Genomic DNA, 21,623 nt, shown 5'->3' on the forward strand with positions numbered 1-21,623 from the left:
CACGACTACCATCAATAGTCGTGTTTTTGTATAGAGGGTAATGAAATGATAAAGCAAGACCCGTGATCAACTTCGCTCGTTACAGCAATATTCCCGCCGTGTAGTTCTACAATTTCTTTTACGATAGATAGTCCTAAACCAGTTCCACCTGTAGCTCGTGATCTTGCTTTATCAACTCGATAAAAGCGGTCGAAGATGTGAGGGAGGTCTTCAGGAGGAATGCCTTCGCCTTCATCTTCAATTGTAATAGAGATATTTTTATGTTCTTCTGTAACAGAAATGTTTATATGAGAATGTTCTTTTGAATGTCTATAAGCGTTATTTAAAATGTTTATTATAACTTGTTCAAATCGCTGGTCATCTAAATTTACTAGCAGTGTAGGAGGACAAGAGAAAGAAACTGTAATGTATCTTTCTTTATACATGGCATTTACTTTTTCGGCTATGCGAGTAAGGCAGGTGTGTAAATGTACTTCCTTTACTCGAATAGAAAAGTTATGTTGTTCCATTCGTGCAAGTGAAAATAAATCTTGAACTAAGTTCGTAATATAATCAGACTCATCTTTTATAATAGATAAATATCGCAAACGTTGCTCAGGAGATGTGGTTTCTTTTAAAGCAATGTCAGCATAGCCTCTTACGTATGTTAACGGTGTTCGTAATTCATGAGCAACACTTGCTAGAAATTCACTTCGCTCTGTTTTCATATAATGTAAATCATTAGCAAGCGTTTGAATAGACGATGCTAGTTCACCAATTTCGTCATTTCGAGTAGTCGTTAACGAAACGGATAAATCGCCTTTACTCATTTTTTCAGTGGCATGTTTCATGTGTAACAATGGTTTTGTTAACAACCGTGATAATAGAAAGATGGTGATGACTGTTAATAGAAACGTAATGACTCCGGCAATAATGAATTGTTTTGTTAGCCCGTTAACCATTTCCTCGATTGATTCTGTTCCGAGAAACATATATACATAGCCTTCCGTTTTTCCAGCCACTACAATGGGGCTTACTGTACATATATAATTAGATGTTTTCCAATGATTCTCTATAATTGCTCCGTCATGATCTGTCCGTGTTTGCATCTTTTCAATATGCTTTTTTATCGTAGTATTTATTTCATTGGATTTAGCTAGCACACCCTTATTTGCATCTGTAATAACAACAGTGGTTTCGGCTTCGGATTCCATTAGTGCAACATGGGAGATTGTTTGCTTATCAAAATACTTTTCAAGGACATCTCGGTGACTATTTCCACGCTTTAATAAAGCCGTCATTTCTTCATTTACTCTATTGTTGACAAGGCTATAATAAAGCAAGACAAATAGAACACTTTCGATTAACAGTGTAACAATTAAAAAATAAAATCCGAGTTGAATAGAAATTCGCTTCATCGTTTTGCTCCTTACTCTAGAGTATCAACCCATCGATACCCGACTCCGTAAACAGTTTTTAAATGGTGATCAATAGGGAAATTTACTTTTCGTAATTTATCACGCAAATTACGAATATGTGAATCGACTGTTCTATCTTCCGTATTTGTATTTAGTCCCCAAATTCGTTCAATGAGCTGATCACGGCTTAATACGTAGTTCACATGACGTAAAAATAATCCGAGTAAAGAGAATTCGATTGGAGTGAGAAGAAGTTCTTCATTATCGACAGAGATGAAATGCTTTGCCTCATCCCATAAAATACCGTGATATTGGATTTGCGTACGTTGATTCGTCCGCCTTAAAACAGCTTCAATTCTTGCGAAAAGCTCTTCTTCATGGAAAGGTTTCGTTACGTAATCATCTGCTCCAAGTTTTAACCCTTGAATGACATCTACTGTTTGATCACGGGCCGTTACCATAATAATAGGAACGTTACTAAATGATCGAATTCTTTTGCACGTTTCCCAACCATCCATCTTTGGCATCATGATATCGAGTAAAACAAATTTGAAGCTTCGATTTTCTATATGTAAAATAGCTTCTTCCCCGGATACTGCACATACGCAGTTGTATCCGATTGGAGTAAGATAAAGTGTTAATAATTCAAGCATTCTCGGCTCATCATCTACGAGTAGTATATCGACCATAGAGTACCTCCACATTTGTAGTTATTACTTAAATTGTAAGTCAAAATCATGAAGAAATGGTGCAGATTATCATGCATCTGCATAATTTCTTCAGAATTGCTTGTTATTGTAAAGTTGAAATTCCATTTTAGGTAATCATATTGGCTCGAAAACGATTTATACGGAGGCGGTATAGTGAAAAAGATGACCCGAATTTTTGGGATAACAATAATTACGGCAGTTGGTCTTGCTGCATGTGGACAAACGAAAACGGATCATAAAAATCATGAATCTAAAGAAGAGAAAAAAACAGAGCAAAAGGAAATGAAAATGAATCAGGAGGTAACTGCGCCGAAAGAAATGAACGAAGAGGCATCGAATGATTTATTAACGACAAGCTTAAAAAATGTAACGAGATTAAACGCAAGCGATCCTTTGCAAATGGCAGTATTAACTTCGCAAACGATATGGCCAGCAACGCATAAAGAGAATCAGCCAGGCGCTATTATTTTAGTACCAGTAAACGAGTGGCAATTAGGCATTGCGAGTGCGGATCTTATTCATCATCCGAATAACGGGCCGATTTTATTTATAGAAAAAGAAAAGGTACCTGAAATGACGTTAAAAGAAATACAACGATTAAATCCGCTCGGAACGAAAGATGGCACACAAATTATGGTGATGGGGGATGTAGGTGCATCTATCCTAGAGCAATTGAAAGAGTATAAAGTAAAGCAAATAAAAGAAACGGATCCAGCTATATTTGCTAAAGATGTGGATAAAGAATATGCCGATATAACAGGAAGCTATCCAAATAGTGTTATTATCGGTTCGTCTGAAGAAGAAGGGCGTTTATATACAACACCAGCTGTAAATTGGATCTCTCATATGCCAGAACCGCTTTTATATACAGAAAAAGATAAGGTGCCAGAAGCGACGATAGAGGCATTAAAGATGAGGAAAGATAAAGTGAATATATATGTATTAGGACCAGAAAAAATCATTTCAAAAACAGTAGAAAAAGAGTTAAGTAAATATGGGAAAGTAACGCGTATTAGTGGTGAAACCCCAACAGAAAATTCCGTTGCCTTTGCGAAATTTAAAGATACAAAAACGAAATTTGGCTGGGGGTTCACAAAACCAGGTCACGGTTTATCATTTGTTTCAAGCAAAACACCAGACTTAGCAGTTGCAGGAGCACCTTTTTCGCATATGGGTAAACACGCACCTGTCGTATTGTTAGGAGAAGGTAAAGCTTCACAACCAGTGTATGATTTCCTTGCTAGTATTCAGCCGAAGTTTAAAGATGACCCAACGCTTGGACCGTATAATCACGGTTTCTTATTAGGAAGTACGAGTGATATTTCATTTGAAACACAAGGTATATTGGATGAGAGGTTAGAGATTGTACAAGAAAGTGGTCAAGGGCACGGTGGACATTAATATAATGAACAAGGGCGCTACTAAGGTAGTGCCTTTTTCTTTAGGAAACTTTTACATAGCAAAAATATCTCTACTCGTTATATAATAGCCTTCGTGCAGTCGGCTTAGATTTTCTTATGGAGAAAATCAAATGATAAAGTGAAATTTTAATCAGTGGGGGTTTTGTTCATCCCCCACTGGTTATTAGTTGAACCAATCGGGCTTTTATGGGCAGTTGATCCCCACCTAACTTCTTTGCTTCCGCTGAATTTTGAGGTGGGGGTCTTACTGCCCGTTAATGCGGGATAAAAGAGTAGAGGAGTGGTATTTTGTTTCAAACGATAAAAAATGATTGGTTCTCCAATGTGAGAGGGGACGTACTATCAGGAATTGTTGTCGCTTTAGCGTTAATTCCAGAAGCGATTGCTTTCTCTGTTATTGCAGGCGTGGATCCGACCGTTGGGTTATACGCAGCCTTTTGTATTGCAGTTACCATTTCATTTGTTGGTGGACGAACTGGGATGATTTCAGCTGCAACAGGTGCAATGGCATTATTAATGGTGACGCTCGTTAAAGATCACGGTTTGCAATACTTATTTGCTACAACAATATTAACGGGTATTGTCCAAATTATTTTTGGCGTGTTCAAACTGAGTTCATTTATGAAGTTTGTTCCTAAATCCGTTATGAGTGGGTTTTTAAATTCACTTGGAATTTTAGTTTTTACAGCGCAATTGCCACATTTTAAAAATGCAACTTGGCAAATGTATGCACTTGTCGCGTTAGGACTTGCAATTATATATGTATTTCCACGTATTACGACAGCTGTACCGTCTACACTTATTTCCATTATTATTGTGACAAGTATTGCACTTATGAGCGGATTACAGTTAAAAACAGTCGGGGATATGGGAAGCCTGCCGAAAGAGTTACCGTTCTTTAGCATTCCTGACATACCTTTTACACTTGAGACATTAGGGATTATTTTACCGTACGCAGTTATGCTTGCAATTATCGGTTTACTAGAGTCTTTATTAACAGCTTCAGTTTTAGATGATATGACGCATACGGAAAGTAATAAACATAAGGAAGCACGTGGGCAAGGTATTGCAAACATTGTCGCTGGTTTCTTCGGAGGAATGGCAGGATGTGCAATGATTGGACAATCTGTTATTAATATTAAATCAGGTGGACGAGGTCGTTTATCAACATTTGTAGCGGGTGGATTTTTAATCGTATTACTATTTGTTTTAGGTGACTATGTCGTTCATATTCCGATGGCAGCATTAGTTGCAGTTATGATTATGGTTTCAATCGGAACGTTTGATTGGAACTCTGTAACAACGATTCATAAAGTACCAAAAGGGAACGCATTTGTTATGATCGTAACAGTTGTTGTTGTCCTAATTACACATAACTTAGCGTTAGGTGTAATTATCGGAACAGTAATTAGTGCGGTTTTATTTGCATTCAATATGGCAAAGATTCACGTGAAACATTTATATATTGAAAATAAGAAAATATACGAAATTCACGGTCAACTGTTCTTTGCATCTACAGCAGACTTTATAAATAACTTTTCATTCAATGAAGATGTAAAAGAAATTGAGTTGAATTTTACCAACGCACACGTATGGGACGATTCAGCGGTAGTCGCAATTGATAAAGTTATCATGAAGTATGAGCAAAGTGGCGTGAAAGTAAGTATAACGGGATTAAATGAACGAAGCTCGAAAATCATTTCAAATTTAGCTACTTATAATAAAAGAATTGCAAGTTAGAAGCCTCCTTTTTAGGGGGCTTTATTATATAATACGAGTAGGATAACGAAAAGGGGATTCAGCATATGTACAAACAAATTATATTAGCATGTGACGGTTCTGAACATGCACTTCGAGCAGCGGAACATGCAACATATATTGCGAAATTTAATGAAGAAACAAATGTTGAAGTTGTGTACGTAGTAGATAATAGAACGGCAAAATCAGATATTATACAAGGTCAAACAGATTTAGAAACAATATCGGCTAGTCGAAAAGATAAATTAAAAGAGATTGAAGGTTTATTAAAGAAAGAGAACATTTCTTATACAATTACGATATTACATGGTGATCCTGGAGATACGCTCGTTCAATATGTAAATACAGGGGATATAGATCTTGTTATCGCTGGAAGTAGAGGATTAAATACACTGCAAGAGATGGTGCTTGGTAGTGTCAGTCATAAAATAGCAAAACGTGTGAAATGTCCGGTAATGATTATAAAATAAATTGAGTGAGATATTCTGTAGTGTAAGCAAGACCTTGATGTAATTCGAGGTCTTTTTTTGCGTATAAAGTGAGAGAGTGTGGACATACTAGATATATAAGTTTAAAGAGAAATCGTTAACTTACAAATTTGTAAGTTTGTTGTCAGAAAAATCGATGTTATGAAAATTATTCCGTTGGTAAAATAAAAATAACGAAGGAGAGATAGGGAGGATGAAAAAGATGAAAACACTTCAAAATTTATCATATAGCCAAGGTGTCGGTCTTATTTGTTTAGGGGGATTTGTTGCATCGGTTACGTTAGCCGTTGTAATAAAGATGATTCATCAAATTTTTTAATCTTAGAGTAGGGAAGGAATTGGTTGTTATAAATAGTAAGAAAAGGATTGTAAATAAAAAATAGCTCCTGGCATGTATCTCAGTGCCAGGAGCTATTTTATTATTTCTCTGTTTCTGCTTTATCGCTTGTTACGCTAACTTTACCCCATTTATATTGATCTTCTGGTGTATATTTATAATCTTTTACGCGATTATTTACACCTTTTAAGTCAAATTTATAATGAAGTGGAATTAATGGTACTTCATCATGAACTAATTTTTGCCATTTGTCGTAGACATCTTTACGGTACTTTTCATCAGCAGCTTCTGGAGAAATACCTTGTTTTAATAATTCTGTGTTTTTGTCAGTAGCCCAACGTGTGTAATTGAACGATGCGCCTTTAGCCCAAATACCAGAAGGATCTGGATCAGATGCAGTTCCCCAAGCTGCCGCGAAAAGATCTACTTTTGGATCATCTTTTTTAATCATATCGTAGAATGAGTTGAATTCATGTAAGCGACCATCAAGCAGCTCTACTTTTAGACCGATGTCTTTCCAAGATTGAATAAAGAATTTTGCAAGTGGTTCACTTACATCGCTACCACTCATTGATAAGAAATTAGCTTTAAATTCTTTACCATTCGGATCTTCACGGAATCCATCTCCGTTCGTATCTTTATAGCCAGCTTCATCTAATAATTTTTTAGCTTTCTCTACATCTTTATCATAGGCACCAATTTTATTGTTATGATATTTTGGTAGAGATGGTGGGATTGGTGAGTTAGCTGGATAGCGTAGGCCATGATATAACTTTTCACCAATTTCTTTTCGATCAATAGCATACGCCATTGCTTGACGTACACGAACATCTTTAAATTTCTCCTTATCCATCACTACTTCTTCTTTTTCTTTATCCATATGTCCTAATTTAAAACCGATATAGCTATAATATAAATCGGTTTTACCGACTAATTGTGCATTTTTTAATTTACTTACATTTGGATACTGATCTGCACTTACTTCAGCAATGTCAATATCACCATTTTTTAAGGACGCGTTAACAACGGAAGGGTTAACAACTTTTAAAACCATACTTTTTAGTTTTGGTTTTCCGCCATAGTAGTCATCAAAACGTTCAAATTCAACAGATTCTCCTGGTGTAATTTTCTTCACTTTAAAAGGTCCGAAACCAATTGGATTTTTACGAATTTTATCAGATTCTGCTAATTTATCAATTGGTACATCTGCTAAATATTTTTTATGAAGAGGGTATGTCCAAAGTCCCGTTTTCACTGAAGGATTCGGCTCTTTAAATGTAATCGAAATTGTTTTCGGATCCGTTACCTTAATACCCGAAATTTTTTCGGCTTTTCCATTGTGGTAATCTTCCATACCTTCAATCATTTGCATTTGAGTGTCATAGCGAGAACCGGCATATTTTTTACTACCAATCACTAGATAAGAGTATTCTAAATCCTCAGCAGTAACAGGGTTTCCATCATGCCATTTTACATTATCTTTGATTTTTAGTGTAATTGTCTTTTTATCTTTAGAAATTTCATATGTAGCAGCGCCATCATTCGTGTATTCCCAGTTTTCGTCATTTGATAATAAAGATTCATCAAAAATTGTAATGACTTGGTTATCAGGATCTCCTTCATATACAGCGAAATTTAAAAGTCCTTCAAATGGTGTGTTAGAAACAAGACCATATGTTAATGAACCATCTTTAATTTCCTTTTTATCATTTTTAACAGATGCACTAAATTTATTTGTATCTACTTTTTTTGTGCTGCTCGTTTTTTCACTACCACCACTGCCCCCACATGCTGAAAGTAGTAATGTTGAAACTGCAAGTGTACTTAATACTTTGAAAAACTTTGGCTTATTTGTCATTTCTTCCACCCCTTATCCTTTTCTTTGTCTTGCGTCGGCCGAACGACGTAGCGCTTGACCAATAAAATTTATACACAGCATCAATGCTAAAATCATGATTGATGCGGGTAACCAAATCCACCATTTCTCTTGTAATACATCTGGATTTCTAGCATAACTAACAAGTGTACCAAGGCTTGGTGTACTTTCTGGTAGACCAAATCCTAAGAAAGTTAGACCAGATTCAATACCGATGTTTCCAGCAAGATTTAATGTAACGCTAACAATGATAATTGAACTTAAGTTAGGTAGTACTTGGAAAAGAATGATTTTCCAGTTTGGTGTTCCTAAAGTTTTAGATGCAGAGACATAATCTAGTTCTTTTTCAGTTAATACTTTTGAACGAATTAATCTGGCCTTTCCTGTCCATAAGAACACGCTCATAATTAAAATGAAAGTGAAAATATTGAATGTAGGAACAAGTGTAATGAATACAATTACAAGCATTAAAAATGGTAAAACCATAACAAAGTCGATAATGCGCATAATGATATTATCAATAGCTCCTCCAAAATACCCGGCAATTAATCCAATTGAAAGTCCAATTAAACAAGAAAGAATAGTAATTGCTAATCCAATTGTAAATGAGTTACGTGTACCAATAATAAGTTGACCGAAAATATCGCGTCCTCCGTAATCTGTTCCTAACCAATGTTCAGCAGAGGGAGGAGCATAAATAGCGAATAGATCAACTCGTACAATATCTTCTTGTTTCATAATAAAAGATGTTGCGTAGACTGCTAGTAATAAGATTGCTAGGAAAATAAGTGAAAACATTGCCAATTTATCTTTACGAAGTTCTCGCCACATAATAGAGAAACCAGAAGGGCTTTTTTCGTAATGAATAACTTCAGTTTGTTTTTCAGGGTTTGCTAACATAACGTCATCTCCTTTCTTTAATCAATACGAATACGTGGATCGACGATGCTTAGAATAATATCTGAAAGGAGAGTTCCAAGTAACGTTGCAAATCCAGTAAACATAACGAGTGCAGTTATTACACTAAAATCACGTTGAGAGATAGATTGTATAAATAGTTGTCCAATTCCTGGATAGCTAAAAATACTTTCTAAAAAGATGGCACCGCCAACTAATCCCGTAATTTCATAGCCTAAGAAGGCTGCAATTGGTAAGAATGAATTTCGTAAAATATGTCTAGAATAGATTTTTGATTCTGGAACACCTTTTGCCCTTACTGTACGAACAAAATCTTTATGTTTCGTATCAATAATTTCGCTTCGTAAATATTGAACAGTACCAACTGTTGCAATTAATGCCCCGGATAAAGCTGGTAGTAGCATGTGATTCAATTTGCTTAAATAGTAAGCAAATGTACCTGTTGCAACTTGAGGATCTACGCTACCGCCGGTTGGGAATATTGCAAACTTAAATCCAAATAGGAAGAGCATAACTAGTGCAAATATAAATAGTGGTGTAGCAAAACCTAGATAGTTGTAAATGGTAATGAGTCGATCAGCCCATGTATCATTCCACCGTCCACTTATAACTCCCAGTGGTATGGCAATTAAATAAGTAAGAATAAGAATAACAAGTGCTAAAGATACTGTATTTCCAAGTCGTTCTCCAATTAATTCGGTTACTTTCATTTTATGTGCATAGGAAATACCAAAGTCACCTTGGACTGCATTTTTAATCCAGCGAACATATTGTGTTGTAACTGGGTCATTTAATCCAAGCTTTTCACGTTGTTCTTCAATTACTTTTGGATCCGCTTTTGGATTCATTGCTCTGCCGGTTAAGGCATCGCCTGGCATTGCCTTAGCTAGTAGAAAGACAAGTACACTTAACACGAATAATTGCGGGATCATTACTAAAAATCTCCGTAATATAAACTTCCACATGATTTATCACTCCCTTATGGTAATGCCACCCGATGCGTTGGCGAGATTGGTTTTAAATCGTAAGCACGGCCATTTTCATTGAAATAATTTTCGTATGATTTTTCGTATTCAGTGCTGACCTCACGACGTAATTTACGTTGTTGTTCTCGATTTTCAGGACGAATATCAGGAATTGCTGATATTAGGCGCTTCGTATAAATATGTTGCGGATTACTATAAATTTCTGCACTAGTTGCTTCTTCGACAATGCGTCCACGATACATAACACCGATACGGTCACACATATGACGAATGACACCTAAATCATGACTAATGAATAAGTATGTTAGTCCGAGCTCAGCTTGTAGATCCTGCAAGAAGTTTAATACTTGTGCCTGTACAGAGACGTCAAGCGCAGATACAGGTTCATCAGCGATAATAAGCTTCGGTTTTAATGTAAGAGCGCGTGCAATACCAATCCGCTGCCTTTGCCCACCGGAAAATTCATGTGGATATTTATAAATTGACTCTGGATTTAGACCAACTTTATCAAGATATTCTTGAACTGCTCTACGTTCTTCATCAGGTGAGAGCTTCTCAAAATTTCGAAGAGGCTCAGCAATAATGTCGAGAACACGTTTCTTCGGATTTAATGATGAATATGGATCTTGGAAAATCATTTGAATATCTTTTCGTTGTTCACGTAGCTCAGAGCGACTTAACTTTGTCAAATCTCTATTATTAAAATGAATGCTACCCTCTGTTGCTTTCGTTAAATGCATAATTGCTTTACCCGTTGTTGATTTACCACTTCCTGATTCACCAACGATCCCGTATGTTTCACCCGGTTGTAATTCAAAACTTACACCATCGACAGCACGCACGTAATCTAATGTGCGGCCGAAGAAACCACCTTTAATTGGGAAATGTACTTTTAAGTCTTCTACTTTAAGCAGTGCCATGAGTTACGTCATCTCCTTTCTTATCTTGGAAGTTGAAATGCTTGTAGCAAGTACAACGCACCCAGTGGTCTGGTTTTACTTCATGTAAAATTGGATTTTCCTCATGCTGATCAGGTCTAATCCATGGAATTCGAGCTTGGAAGCGACAACCTGTGCGAGGAAGCTTTGCTAACGTAGGAACCACCCCTTGAATTACATGCAATTTTTCTTTTTCAGCATACGCAGATGGAATGGAGTTTAATAGAGAACGAGTATATGGGTGAAGAGGGTTATTAAAAATCTCTTCAACTTTTCCTGTTTCTACAACCTGTCCAGCGTACATAACGACGATACGATCGGCTGTTTCTGCGACAACACTTAAATCATGAGTAATTAAAATGATGCCCATTTTCGTTTGTTCTTGAATAGATTTTAGTAAGTCTAAAATTTGTGCTTGGATGGTTACGTCAAGAGCCGTTGTTGGCTCATCAGCAATAATGAGTGCTGGGTTACAAGCAATTGCAATTGCGATAACAATTCTTTGTCTCATTCCGCCAGATAATTCGTGTGGGTATTGTTTATATGTAAGTTCTGGTTTTGGAATACCAACTTGATGGAGTAGTTCTAAGGTGCGTTCTTTCTTCTCAACTTTTGAAAGGCTTGTGTGGTAGTCTAAGTTTTCTTCGATTTGTTTTCCAACTGTCATGAGAGGATCAAGTGCTGTAAGAGGTTCTTGGAAAATCATACCGATGTTTGATCCGCGTACTTTATTCATCTCTGCGGCTGACATAGTTAGTAGATCCTTATCTCTATAGTTAAGCTGCCCTTGTAATTTTGTATTTGCTTCATTATGCAGTCGCATAATAGAAAGGGCAAGTGCACTTTTTCCGCAACCTGATTCACCAACGATCGCGACAATTTCATTTTCATGGACAGTTAACGAAACATCATCAACTGCGGCATGATAGTGATCTTGTATGCGAAAGGAAGTCTGTAAGTTTTCAATGCGAAGAAGTGGATTCTTCATGGCTATCCCTCCATCTTTTCAGAAAAGACTAAATATTTTGTATGTTGTTGTTATTTTAATATAAATTGACAATGTTTGACAAGCATAAGTTGAGAAAATATTCAAAAATCTTTTTATACAAAAATTGAATGCAGTTGTAGTGGTAGCTGAAGTTATTTGAAAACGCTAACATATATGTGAGAGGGAAATAAATCTTTTGTAGGAAAAAAGTATTATATGTAGAAAAAAGAGAGGTGTTCTGGAAAGAACAGTCTCTCTTTTTTTGATAAGAATAATATTAGTACTTAAGCTTGCTTTTGTTTTGCAGACCCTGTGTTTAAAGTAAGGGCAAGGAAGAACATTGCAAGTACACAAGATGCAAGTAATAAGATGAATCCGCCATCCCATCCGAATGCATCTACGATAAAGCCCATAGCGGCACTAGCAAAAGAAGCTCCGCCTAAGTAACCGAAGAAGCCAGTTAATCCTGCTGCAGTTCCAGCAGCTTTCTTTGGCGCTAGGTCAAGGGCATGTAGACCAATTAACATAACAGGTCCGTAAATTAAAAATCCAATCGCGACAAGTGCGATACTATCAACCATTGGATTCCCAGGAGGGTTTAGCCAATAAACAAGAACGGCGATAAATACACCAACCATAAATAAAATACCAGCAGGTGCGCGGCGTCCTTTAAATAGTTTATCACTCATCCAGCCACAAAGAAGTGTACCTGGAATACCAGCCCATTCATATAGAGCGTAAGCTGTACGTGAGCTACTATGAGTAAAGCTTTTTTCTTCTACTAAATAAGTAGGAGCCCAGTCTACAACACCGTAGCGAACGAAATAAACAAAAACGTTCGCGATAGCGATGTACCATAAAAATTTATTGTTTAGTACGTATTTAAATAAAATTTCTTTTACCGAAAGTTCACGTTCGCGGTCTTGTACTTTTTCATCTGGTGGATATTCGCCAGTATGTTCTTCAATAGAAGGTAATCCGCAAGATTGAGGTGTATCTTTCATCGTAATTAACACATAAATACCAACTAAAATTGAAAGAATACCTGGGAAGTAAAAAATACTATGCCAGTCATTTGCAAAGAAATATAGGCCTAATGTTACAAGAGAAGGCATAAGTGCGCCGCCGACATTATGAGCGACGTTCCAAATAGACATTTTTGTACCGCGTTCACTAATAGAGAACCAGTGAACCATCGTACGACCACAAGGAGGCCATCCCATACCTTGTACCCATCCATTTAAAAACTGAAGGACAAACATAAGTATAATGCTCGTTGTAATGAAAGAAAATGAGCCGAAAATAATATTAATGATACCTGATAAAAATAGCCCAGCTGCTAAAAAGTAGCGAGGATTACAACGGTCGGATACGATACCCATAAGAAATTTACTTAATCCGTAAGCGATAGATACTGCTGAAAGGATAACCCCAAGTTCCCCTTTACTAAAGCCTTGTTCGATTAAGTATGGCATTGCTAGTGAAAAGTTTTTTCGAACAAAGTAGTAACCTGCATAGCCGATGAAGATACCTAAGAATACTTGTAAACGTAATTTACGGTATTCGCTATCAACGCGATCAGCTGGTAAGCGTTCCGCATGGGGCGCAGGTTTAAATAATTGTGTGAAAAACATAAAATGAAAATCCTCCCCTAATGAATTCGAAGCGTTTTAAGACAGAGAATATAAAAAGGCCATGAAATATAAAAAAGTTTCCTTTTTTATGATTCATAGCCGTGTACTCCGTTTCTCCGTGACTGTCAATATTAACTTCGTCGAAAATTATACAACTTTGTGACAAAAATGTAAACGTTTTTATAAATAAAAGTATTGACGGATTTTGTTCGTAGGATTAATATTTAAATACGTTAAATATTTTATTGTTTAAATAAGAGGTGGATAACATGCCAAATGATATGACGCATATCGATAAAATTCAAGCTCTTGCCTTTTCGATTGGAAAGAAAATGCAGACGGAGTTATTAGAACAAATGCAAGCAACAGGACTTACACCACCGCAGTTTTATATTTTAAAGATTTTAGATCATTATGGGGCTTCAAGAGCGACAACATTAGCAAAAAAGATGTATGTGAAGCCTAGCGCGATTACAGTGATGATTGATCGTCTAATCGATCAAGAACTTGTAGAACGCTATCACGACAAAGATGACCGTCGTGTTGTCATCATCGAGTTAACGAAAAAGGGGAAAGCTAGAGTAGAAGAGGCAATGACAGCTCGCAACGAGCATATTGCAAAATACTTTTCACATTTAGAGTTGCAAGAAAGAGAAGATTTATTACGTCTCTTTGAGAAGTTAGAAACCATTATTTGCGGGACACAAGAGAAAAAAGAGAATAACTAAGAGGAATTGAGGAGATTACATGGAGCAACAAGAAAATCAAAATAGAAAGTTGTTGTTAATCGGTTTAGTAATCGCGATGCTATTTGCTGCATTAGATGGAACAATTGTTGGTACAGCAATGCCACGTATCGTCGGTGACCTAGGCGGATTAAGTTTAATGACATGGTTAACGACAGCTTATATGTTAACATCAACGACAGTTGTACCAATTGCAGGTAAATTAGCGGATTTACTTGGTCGTCGTAACGTATATATAACAGGGCTAGTTATTTTCATGATTGGTTCGGCGTTATGTGGTATGGCGAATGGTATGACAGAATTAATTATTTTCCGTGGTATTCAAGGTCTTGGTGGCGGTATTATGATGCCAATGGCTATGATTATTATTGGAGATATGTTCACGGGAAAAGAACGTGCGAAATGGCAAGGTATTTTTGGTGCGTTATACGGTCTTGCTTCTGTAATTGGACCACAAGTTGGTGGTTGGATTGTAGATGCAGTGAACTGGAGATGGGTATTCTACATTAACTTACCGGTTGGTATTTTAGCAACAATCTTTATTGCAATGGGATTAAAATCACATAAACAAACAGGACCAATTAAAATTGATATCGCTGGAATCTTTACGATGATTCTAGGTGTTGTAAGTTTATTACTTGCGCTAACGTTTGGCGGAAAAGATTATGCATGGGATTCTTGGCAAATTATCGGTTTATTCGCACTAGCTGTAATTGGTATCGTTAGCTTTGTTATTGTTGAAACGAAAGCTGAAGAGCCGATTTTACCAATGCATTTCTTTAAAAATCGCACATTTACAATACTGAATGCGATTGGATTCTTTATGAGTATTGGAATGTTCGGCGCGATTATGTTCGTACCATTCTTCATGCAAGGTATTGTAGGAGTAAGTGCTGCTGAATCAGGAACAATTATGACTCCAATGATGATTACAATGATTGTAATGAGTATTATCGGTGGGCAACTTGTATTAAAAGTTGGTGTAAAACCACAAATTATCGCAGGTATGCTTATTATGGCCGGTGGTTTCTGGTTATTAACAACGATGGATATGCACACAACGAAGCTTACAGCTACTTCTTATATGATGGTTATCGGTTTAGGAATGGGTCTTGTAATGCCGACATTAACATTAGCGTTACAAGAAAGCTTCCCGAAAAAAGACCTTGGTGTCGTAACGTCATCAAGTCAGTTCTTCCGTCAAATTGGTGGAACATTTGGTATTACAATTTTAGGATCAATTATGAATAACACTTCAGGTACAACGTTAACAAATAAATTAGTACCTGTATTAGATACATTCCCGAAAGAAGCGGGACAAATGGTAACGAAATTTAAAGATATGATTCACACAGATCCACAAGGTTTATATTCGATGCTATTTAGTCCAGAGGCATTAAAACAAATGCCAGAAGCGTTTGCTAACAGCATTGTACCTATTTTGAAAAACTCTTTAGTAGACTCGCTTCATACTGTATTCTTAACAGGATTAGTATTTATCGTGGTAGGTGCCATCTTTACGATTTTCTTACAGAAGATTAAACTATCAGATCGTAAAAAAGGTGCTGAAGAGCCAGCTGCAGAAGAAAAAGAACAAACTGTATCATATTCGTAATGAAAAAGCATCGCCTTATGGCGGTGCTTTTTTTGAGTATAACCTTAAAAGCTTTTTCGTGAGAAATGATTGACGTATTTATAGAAATGCGTTATATTATTTTCTGTAAACGGTTACATGAAATGGAGAGGGAAGAGAATGAGTACGATTAAAGACGTTGCAAAATTAGCGGGAGTATCTGTTGCGACCGTTTCCAGAGTGTTAAATAAAAATGGATATGTTCATGAAGATACATTAAAGAAAGTAGAGCGAGCAATTGAGATGCTAGATTATAAACCTAGTACAGTAGCGCGTTCACTGTATAATAAAAAATCTCGTTTAATTGGTTTAGTTGTTCCCAATATCGTGAATCCATTCTTTCCGGAAGTTGCACGTGCCGTAGAAGATGTAGCGCATAAGCAAGGATACACAGTTGTCCTTTGTAACTCTGATGAGAGTTTAGAGAAAGAAAAGCAATATATTGATGTACTTAGGCAAAATAATGTGGATGGATTTATTGTAGCAACAAATCCACAAAATAGTGTTAATTACATGAAGTTGTCTGTTCCAGTTGTTGCAATTGACCGTATGTTTAATGAGCGTATTCCTACTGTATATGCAGATAACTATGCAGGGAGTCAGGCAGCGACAAAGTTATTAATAGATAAAGGCTGTAAACATATTGCACATATTCGCGGACCGCGTGACGTAAGCACCGCTAATGAACGTTTTGAAGGTTTTGTAGACGTTATTACGCAAAATAATCTTTCTTATATGATCGCAGAGAGTACATTTGATCCAGCTAATAGTGAGCGTGTAGCGGTGGAATTATTAGAAGAATACCCACATATTGATGGCATTGTTGCTGGAAATGATTTAATTGCAATAGGTATTGTAAAGGCTGCACTTCAAAAGGGGATTTCTATTCCGGATGATTTACAAATTATTGGATTTGATGGGATTTCTTTAACAGAGATGATGTATCCATCTATTACAACTGTTGCACAACCGATATATGAAATGGGGAAAATTGCAACAGAGTTGTTGTTAGAGCAAATGGAAGGAAATACATTAGAAGAGAAACACTATCGTTTGCCGATTGAAATTATAGAACGAAATACAACGAAGTAAGGAGATGAAACAGATGCCAAATATTGCAGTAGTAGGAAGCATTTCAATGGACTTAGTGGCTGTTTCAAAAAAACGGCCGAAAGCAGGAGAAACAGTAATTGGTGAAGCGTTTCATACAATCCCAGGAGGGAAAGGGGCAAACCAAGCAGTTGCTGCAGCTAGGTTAGGAGCAAATGTAGCAATGGTTGGAGCGGTAGGAAATGATGATTATGGAACAGTAGTTAGAAAAAATTTAGAGAACGAACGCATTTTTATCGATTATGTGGTACCGGTTACAGATAGAACGACAGGAATTGCTCATATCGTTTTAGCAGAAGAAGATAACAGTATTGTTGTCGTACAAGGGGCAAATGCTCTTGTAAATAAGTCAGTTGTAGATCGCTCCAAAGACCTTCTTGTAAAAGCGGATATGGTTGTTCTTCAACTAGAAATTCCACTTGAAACAGTAAAATATGTATTGGCTATTTGTGAGGAACACAAAATCCCGGTTATGCTAAATCCAGCGCCAGCACAAGTGTTATCAGAAGATATTTTAGAAAAGGCAACTTATATTACGCCAAATGAACATGAGTGCCGCATCGTATTAGATGATTTCACATCACCAATTGAAGATTTACTAGCTAAATATCCAAATAAACTATTGATGACAGAAGGTTCTAACGGTGTACGTTTCCATAATGGGACGGAGATTGTACATGTTCCTAGCATTGCTGTTGATGTAGTAGATACGACTGGAGCTGGTGATACATTTAATGGAGCATTAGCAGTTGCGCTTTCTGAAGGAGAAGCACTTCAAAAAGCAATTCGTTTTGCGAATATTGCTGGTGGCCTTTCTGTAACGAAGCTTGGGGCGCAAGGCGGTATGCCAACGAGAGATAAAGTACGTGAAGTGCAGGTGATTGTCGGATGAAAAAGCACGGTGTATTAAACAGTGAGATTGCATCAGTTCTTGCTTCACTTGGGCATACAGATACAATTGTAATCGCAGATTGCGGGTTACCAATTCCAGACGGAGTAAAACGAATTGATTTAGCAGTTGAGCTTGGAAAACCTAGCTTTTTAGACGTATTGCAAGTGGTAGCTAATGATATGGCAATTGAAAAAGTAACGTTAGCAGAAGAAGTCATTAACAATAATGTGGAAGTAAATAAAGAGATCGAGCTGAAATTAGTAGAACCAGCATTTGAATATGTATCTCATGAACGATTTAAAGAGCATACGAAGAAAGCGAAGGCGATTATTCGTACAGGAGAGGCTACTCCTTATGCCAATGTAATTTTACATGCAGGCGTGATTTTTTAATAAAGGGAAGTGATGGGAATGCGTATTGAAATGAAAAATATTTCAAAGGCGTTCAATGGCAATCCTGTTTTGAAGAATGCACAGTTTATGATTGAAACAGGAGAAGTTCATGCATTGATGGGAGAAAATGGAGCGGGTAAATCAACGCTCATGAAGATTTTAACAGGTGTATACAAAAAAGATGGCGGAACAATCACGATTGATGGGCAAGAACGAACTTTTAAAAATGCGAAAGAAGCTGAAGAGTACGGAATTGCATTTATACATCAAGAATTGAACATATTATCGAATTTAACAGTAGCTGAAAATATGTTTCTCGGTAAAGAGTTAATGTATGGGAAGACAGGTATTTTGCGTACGCGTCAAATGAACGCGATTGCGCAGCAGCAACTAGCGGAGTTAGGGTTACATGTAAAAGGCGCTATGTTGGCCGGGGAGTTATCGGTTGGACAACAGCAAATTATTGAAATTGCGAAAGCGTTAATGACAAACGCGAGCGTTATTATTATGGATGAACCTACTGCGGCACTGACGGATCGTGAAATCGAAACGCTCTTTACAGTAATCAATAAGTTACGTAAAGAAGGTGTTTCATTCGTGTACATTTCGCATCGTATGGAAGAGATTTTCTCAATATGTGATGCCATTACGATTTTGCGTGATGGAGAATACGTCGGAAAGAGATTAATTCCAGAAACATCATTTGATGAAGTAGTGAGTATGATGGTGGGGCGCAGCATTGGTGAACGTTACCCAGAGCGAAATAGTCAAATTGGTGATGTCATTTTTGAAATGCGTAACGGAACGAAGAAAGGGAAATTTGAAAATGTTTCGTTTCAAGTGAGAAAAGGTGAAATCCTTGGTGTTGCTGGCTTGATGGGAGCTGGCCGTACAGATATTATGAAAGCGATATTTGGGTACGAACCGTTAGATTCTGGCCAAATTTTCATAAATGGACAAGAAGTAAAGATTGATAGTCCGATAGATGCGATTAGACAAAGAATAGCTTTCATTACAGAGGATAGAAAATCTGAAGGGTTAGTGTTAGATTTCTCAATTCGAGAAAATTTAGCTTTACCGAATTTGGAAAGTCTTTCAAAGGGAAGTGTCCTTAGTAACGAACTAGAACAGCAGTTTACAGCGGATATGATGAAGCTTCTTAATGTGAAAGCATCTAGCGGAGAGCAGGCAGTGAAATCTCTTTCTGGTGGAAATCAGCAAAAGATTGTAATCGCAAAATGGCTAGGCATTCATCCGCAATTACTCATTTTAGATGAGCCAACAAGAGGTGTAGATGTTGGAGCGAAAAAAGAAATTTACTCTATCATGAATAAGCTTACAGAGCAAGGCGATGCCGTTATTATGGTATCATCTGAGCTTCCGGAAGTTTTAGGGATGAGTGATCGAGTTCTTGTTATTCATGAAGGAAAAGTCGGCGGCATTTTAGGGAAAGATGAGGCATCACAAGAGTCTATTATGGCACTAGCTACAGGGGGAGAGTAAGGATGGCTAAGAAGGGGAATGTATTACAACAACTCGGTTCTTTAATCGGTTTAGTATTAATTATCGTCGTAATTACAGCTTTAAATCCAGCGTTCATTGAAATTCCAAATTTATTTAATATACTGCGTCAAGTATCGATTAATGCGCTTATTGCATTCGGAATGACCTTTGTAATTTTAACAGGGGGTATTGACTTATCGGTAGGTTCTATTTTAGCATTATCAAGTGCACTTGTTGCTGGAATGATGGCAAGTGGCATGGATCCGTTCCTTGCAATGGCAGTTGGATTATTGGCTGGTCTTGTAATGGGGATTGTAAACGGTATCATTATTGCGAAGGGAAAAGTAGCTCCATTTATTGCGACGTTAGCAACAATGACTATTTTTCGTGGGTTGACGCTTGTTTATATGGACGGACGTCCGATCACTGGTCTTGGTGATCATTTAATGTTCCAAATGTTTGGACGCGGTTATTTTCTCGGTATTCCGGTACCAGCTGTTACAATGATGATCGCTTTCGCAGTATTGTACTTCATTTTGAAGAAAACGACATTTGGTCGCCGTACATTTGCAATTGGTGGAAATGAAGAAGCAGCAGCACTATCAGGTATTAATGTTACGAGAATTAAAGTAATGATTTATGGTCTTTCCGGAATTTTGGCAGCGCTTGCAGGTATTGTCTTAACATCACGACTAGATTCTGCACAGCCAACTGCAGGTACTTCTTACGAATTAGATGCAATTGCAGCAGTTGTATTAGGTGGAACAAGTCTTTCTGGGGGAAGAGGATGGATTGTTGGTACATTCATCGGTGTACTAATTATCGGTGTACTAAATAACGGTTTAAATTTATTAGGTGTATCTTCGTTCTTCCAACAAGTTGTAAAAGGACTTGTAATCTTACTAGCTGTATTAATTGATCGCCGAAAAGAAGCGTAATGGAGGGACAGTTCATGAAGAAATGGTTACTTATACTCGTTGCATGTATTATGGTCATTACTGCTGGTTGTTCAATGGAACCACCAGAATGGGCAAAGGATTCTAGCGATAAAGGTCGAAATAAAACTATTAAAGTTGGATTCTCTGTTTCAACTTTAAATAATCCCTTCTTTGTAACTTTGAAAAAGGGTGCAGAAAAGAAAGCAAAAGATAGCGGCATCGAATTGATTGCTGTTGATGCGCAAAATGATGCAGCGAAGCAAACGAACGATGTTGAAGATTTAATTCAAAAGGGTGTCGATGTAGTTGTTATTAATCCGACCGATTCAGATGCTGTTGCTTCAGCGGTAAGTGCGGCAAATGCAGCAAATGTTCCTGTTATTACAGTAGACCGCGTTGCGAATTCAGGTAAGGTTGTTTCTCACATTGCTTCTAACAATATCGAAGGTGGTCAAATGGCTAGTGATTACATTCGTGAATTAGTCGGCGAAGGAGCAAACGTTGCTGAGTTAGAAGGAATCCCTGGATCGTCTGCTGCTCGTGAACGTGGGAAAGGATTCCATAACGTAGCCGATAAGTCTTTAAAAGTAGTTGCCAAACAAGCGGCTGATTTTGATAGAGCGAAAGGATTATCTGTTATGGAAAACATTTTGCAAGCAAATGGTGATATTAAAGCCGTGTTTGCGCATAACGACGAGATGGCATTAGGTGCACTTGAAGCATTGAAGTCTGCTGGAAAAACAGATGTGGTAGTTGTTGGATTTGATGCAACAGAAGATGCTGTGAAAGCGGTTAACGATGGGCGTATGGCTGCAACAGTCGCTCAAAAACCGGAATTAATCGGAGAGAAGGCGATGCAAACAGCAAAAGAGATAACACAAGGTAAAAAAGTGGACAAATCTATTCCGATTGAATTAGAGCTTATTAAGAAAAATAAATAAATATAAAATGAAAATTA

Annotated in this window: 20 protein-coding genes; 12 read left to right on the forward strand and 8 right to left on the reverse strand. The window is 37.1% G+C overall.

Features of this window, described 5'->3' with window-relative positions:
• Nucleotides 1-11: 11 nt before the first annotated feature.
• Entirely contained in the window at nucleotides 12-1,397 is a 1,386-nt protein-coding gene (locus ACHZK0_RS03350; RefSeq protein WP_262741863.1) for a sensor histidine kinase, read from the reverse strand.
• Nucleotides 1,398-1,408: 11 nt separating this feature from the next.
• Nucleotides 1,409-2,086, reverse strand: a complete 678-nt coding sequence (locus ACHZK0_RS03355) for a response regulator transcription factor (protein ID WP_262741864.1) — start codon at nucleotides 2,084-2,086, stop codon at nucleotides 1,409-1,411.
• Between the two features lie 174 nt (nucleotides 2,087-2,260).
• Here ACHZK0_RS03355 and ACHZK0_RS03360 point away from each other — a divergent pair, with 174 nt between their 5' ends.
• The 4 genes from ACHZK0_RS03360 to ACHZK0_RS03375 all read left to right on the forward strand — a co-directional run bounded on the left by ACHZK0_RS03360 (nucleotide 2,261) and on the right by ACHZK0_RS03375 (nucleotide 6,093).
• On the forward strand, nucleotides 2,261-3,508 hold the full coding sequence (locus ACHZK0_RS03360; protein ID WP_395761152.1) for a cell wall-binding repeat-containing protein: 1,248 nt from the start codon (nucleotides 2,261-2,263) through the stop codon (nucleotides 3,506-3,508).
• Between the two features lie 308 nt (nucleotides 3,509-3,816).
• Nucleotides 3,817-5,268, forward strand: coding sequence for a SulP family inorganic anion transporter (locus ACHZK0_RS03365; RefSeq protein ID WP_395761153.1), 1,452 nt, complete (start codon nucleotides 3,817-3,819; stop codon nucleotides 5,266-5,268).
• 65 nt (nucleotides 5,269-5,333) lie between these two features.
• Nucleotides 5,334-5,756 (forward strand): universal stress protein, encoded by a 423-nt coding sequence (locus ACHZK0_RS03370; protein WP_395761154.1) that lies wholly within the window; start codon nucleotides 5,334-5,336, stop codon nucleotides 5,754-5,756.
• A gap of 211 nt (nucleotides 5,757-5,967) precedes the next feature.
• Complete coding sequence (locus ACHZK0_RS03375) at nucleotides 5,968-6,093, forward strand: DUF4027 family protein (RefSeq protein WP_237981608.1); 126 nt, start codon at nucleotides 5,968-5,970, stop codon at nucleotides 6,091-6,093.
• 100 nt (nucleotides 6,094-6,193) lie between these two features.
• Here ACHZK0_RS03375 and opp4A read toward each other — a convergent pair whose 3' ends face one another.
• From opp4A to glpT, 6 genes are all read right to left on the reverse strand, one after another.
• Nucleotides 6,194-7,969: an oligopeptide ABC transporter substrate-binding protein gene (gene opp4A, locus ACHZK0_RS03380; RefSeq protein WP_237981609.1), complete on the reverse strand. Its 1,776-nt coding sequence runs from the start codon at nucleotides 7,967-7,969 to the stop codon at nucleotides 6,194-6,196.
• 12 nt (nucleotides 7,970-7,981) lie between these two features.
• A complete protein-coding gene (locus ACHZK0_RS03385; protein ID WP_237981610.1) occupies nucleotides 7,982-8,887 on the reverse strand; it encodes an ABC transporter permease in 906 nt (301 codons plus the stop codon).
• A gap of 17 nt (nucleotides 8,888-8,904) precedes the next feature.
• Nucleotides 8,905-9,870, reverse strand: coding sequence for an oligopeptide ABC transporter permease (opp4B, locus tag ACHZK0_RS03390; RefSeq protein ID WP_098090640.1), 966 nt, complete (start codon nucleotides 9,868-9,870; stop codon nucleotides 8,905-8,907).
• A 14-nt stretch (nucleotides 9,871-9,884) separates the two neighbouring features.
• Nucleotides 9,885-10,811 (reverse strand): ABC transporter ATP-binding protein, encoded by a 927-nt coding sequence (locus tag ACHZK0_RS03395; RefSeq protein ID WP_048541747.1) that lies wholly within the window; start codon nucleotides 10,809-10,811, stop codon nucleotides 9,885-9,887.
• On the reverse strand, nucleotides 10,798-11,817 hold the full coding sequence (locus tag ACHZK0_RS03400) for an ABC transporter ATP-binding protein (protein ID WP_262741578.1): 1,020 nt from the start codon (nucleotides 11,815-11,817) through the stop codon (nucleotides 10,798-10,800). Before ACHZK0_RS03400 ends, ACHZK0_RS03395 begins: the two co-directional genes overlap by 14 nt.
• A 284-nt stretch (nucleotides 11,818-12,101) precedes the next feature.
• The gene (gene glpT / locus ACHZK0_RS03405; protein WP_270341995.1) at nucleotides 12,102-13,451 is read right to left on the reverse strand and encodes a glycerol-3-phosphate transporter; all 1,350 of its coding nucleotides are present in this window, start codon (nucleotides 13,449-13,451) and stop codon (nucleotides 12,102-12,104) included.
• A 269-nt stretch (nucleotides 13,452-13,720) separates the two neighbouring features.
• On the opposite strand from glpT, the gene ACHZK0_RS03410 reads away from it, so the two are divergent.
• From ACHZK0_RS03410 to rbsB, 8 genes are all read left to right on the forward strand, one after another.
• On the forward strand, nucleotides 13,721-14,179 hold the full coding sequence (locus ACHZK0_RS03410) for a MarR family winged helix-turn-helix transcriptional regulator (protein WP_001132365.1): 459 nt from the start codon (nucleotides 13,721-13,723) through the stop codon (nucleotides 14,177-14,179).
• Between the two features lie 19 nt (nucleotides 14,180-14,198).
• Nucleotides 14,199-15,812 carry an MDR family MFS transporter gene (locus tag ACHZK0_RS03415; protein WP_262741576.1) on the forward strand — a complete coding sequence of 538 codons (1,614 nt, stop codon included), beginning with the start codon at nucleotides 14,199-14,201 and terminating at the stop codon, nucleotides 15,810-15,812.
• 138 nt (nucleotides 15,813-15,950) lie between these two features.
• Nucleotides 15,951-16,922: a ribose operon transcriptional repressor RbsR gene (rbsR, locus tag ACHZK0_RS03420; protein ID WP_395761155.1), complete on the forward strand. Its 972-nt coding sequence runs from the start codon at nucleotides 15,951-15,953 to the stop codon at nucleotides 16,920-16,922.
• Between the two features lie 13 nt (nucleotides 16,923-16,935).
• Nucleotides 16,936-17,832: a ribokinase gene (gene rbsK, locus ACHZK0_RS03425; protein ID WP_262741574.1), complete on the forward strand. Its 897-nt coding sequence runs from the start codon at nucleotides 16,936-16,938 to the stop codon at nucleotides 17,830-17,832.
• Nucleotides 17,829-18,224, forward strand: a complete 396-nt coding sequence (rbsD, locus tag ACHZK0_RS03430) for a D-ribose pyranase (RefSeq protein WP_395761156.1) — start codon at nucleotides 17,829-17,831, stop codon at nucleotides 18,222-18,224. Before rbsK ends, rbsD begins: the two co-directional genes overlap by 4 nt.
• Before the next feature lie 18 nt (nucleotides 18,225-18,242).
• Entirely contained in the window at nucleotides 18,243-19,727 is a 1,485-nt protein-coding gene (rbsA, locus tag ACHZK0_RS03435) for a ribose ABC transporter ATP-binding protein RbsA (protein WP_270606188.1), read from the forward strand.
• Between the two features lie 2 nt (nucleotides 19,728-19,729).
• Entirely contained in the window at nucleotides 19,730-20,665 is a 936-nt protein-coding gene (locus ACHZK0_RS03440) for an ABC transporter permease subunit (protein WP_001074641.1), read from the forward strand.
• A 14-nt stretch (nucleotides 20,666-20,679) separates the two neighbouring features.
• Entirely contained in the window at nucleotides 20,680-21,606 is a 927-nt protein-coding gene (gene rbsB / locus ACHZK0_RS03445) for a ribose ABC transporter substrate-binding protein RbsB (protein ID WP_000758975.1), read from the forward strand.
• Nucleotides 21,607-21,623 lie beyond the last annotated feature (17 nt).

Source organism: Bacillus sp. 3G2 (genome assembly GCF_044324725.1).
In the GTDB taxonomy this organism is placed as follows: domain Bacteria; phylum Bacillota; class Bacilli; order Bacillales; family Bacillaceae_G; genus Bacillus_A; species Bacillus_A mobilis.

What these genes read in the sequence shown, in the direction of transcription:
- ACHZK0_RS03350 (WP_262741863.1), bottom strand. Translation starts at nt 1,397, where the DNA reads ATGAAGCGAATTTCTATTCAACTCGGATTTTATTTTTTAATTGTTACA.
- ACHZK0_RS03355 (WP_262741864.1), bottom strand. Translation starts at nt 2,086, where the DNA reads ATGGTCGATATACTACTCGTAGATGATGAGCCGAGAATGCTTGAATTA.
- ACHZK0_RS03370 (WP_395761154.1), top strand. Translation starts at nt 5,334, where the DNA reads ATGTACAAACAAATTATATTAGCATGTGACGGTTCTGAACATGCACTT.
- ACHZK0_RS03375 (WP_237981608.1), top strand. Translation starts at nt 5,968, where the DNA reads ATGAAAAAGATGAAAACACTTCAAAATTTATCATATAGCCAAGGTGTC.
- opp4A (WP_237981609.1), bottom strand. Translation starts at nt 7,969, where the DNA reads ATGACAAATAAGCCAAAGTTTTTCAAAGTATTAAGTACACTTGCAGTT.
- ACHZK0_RS03385 (WP_237981610.1), bottom strand. Translation starts at nt 8,887, where the DNA reads ATGTTAGCAAACCCTGAAAAACAAACTGAAGTTATTCATTACGAAAAA.
- opp4B (WP_098090640.1), bottom strand. Translation starts at nt 9,870, where the DNA reads ATGTGGAAGTTTATATTACGGAGATTTTTAGTAATGATCCCGCAATTA.
- ACHZK0_RS03395 (WP_048541747.1), bottom strand. Translation starts at nt 10,811, where the DNA reads ATGGCACTGCTTAAAGTAGAAGACTTAAAAGTACATTTCCCAATTAAA.
- ACHZK0_RS03400 (WP_262741578.1), bottom strand. Translation starts at nt 11,817, where the DNA reads ATGAAGAATCCACTTCTTCGCATTGAAAACTTACAGACTTCCTTTCGC.
- glpT (WP_270341995.1), bottom strand. Translation starts at nt 13,451, where the DNA reads ATGTTTTTCACACAATTATTTAAACCTGCGCCCCATGCGGAACGCTTA.
- ACHZK0_RS03410 (WP_001132365.1), top strand. Translation starts at nt 13,721, where the DNA reads ATGCCAAATGATATGACGCATATCGATAAAATTCAAGCTCTTGCCTTT.
- ACHZK0_RS03415 (WP_262741576.1), top strand. Translation starts at nt 14,199, where the DNA reads ATGGAGCAACAAGAAAATCAAAATAGAAAGTTGTTGTTAATCGGTTTA.
- rbsR (WP_395761155.1), top strand. Translation starts at nt 15,951, where the DNA reads ATGAGTACGATTAAAGACGTTGCAAAATTAGCGGGAGTATCTGTTGCG.
- rbsK (WP_262741574.1), top strand. Translation starts at nt 16,936, where the DNA reads ATGCCAAATATTGCAGTAGTAGGAAGCATTTCAATGGACTTAGTGGCT.
- rbsD (WP_395761156.1), top strand. Translation starts at nt 17,829, where the DNA reads ATGAAAAAGCACGGTGTATTAAACAGTGAGATTGCATCAGTTCTTGCT.
- rbsA (WP_270606188.1), top strand. Translation starts at nt 18,243, where the DNA reads ATGCGTATTGAAATGAAAAATATTTCAAAGGCGTTCAATGGCAATCCT.
- ACHZK0_RS03440 (WP_001074641.1), top strand. Translation starts at nt 19,730, where the DNA reads ATGGCTAAGAAGGGGAATGTATTACAACAACTCGGTTCTTTAATCGGT.
- rbsB (WP_000758975.1), top strand. Translation starts at nt 20,680, where the DNA reads ATGAAGAAATGGTTACTTATACTCGTTGCATGTATTATGGTCATTACT.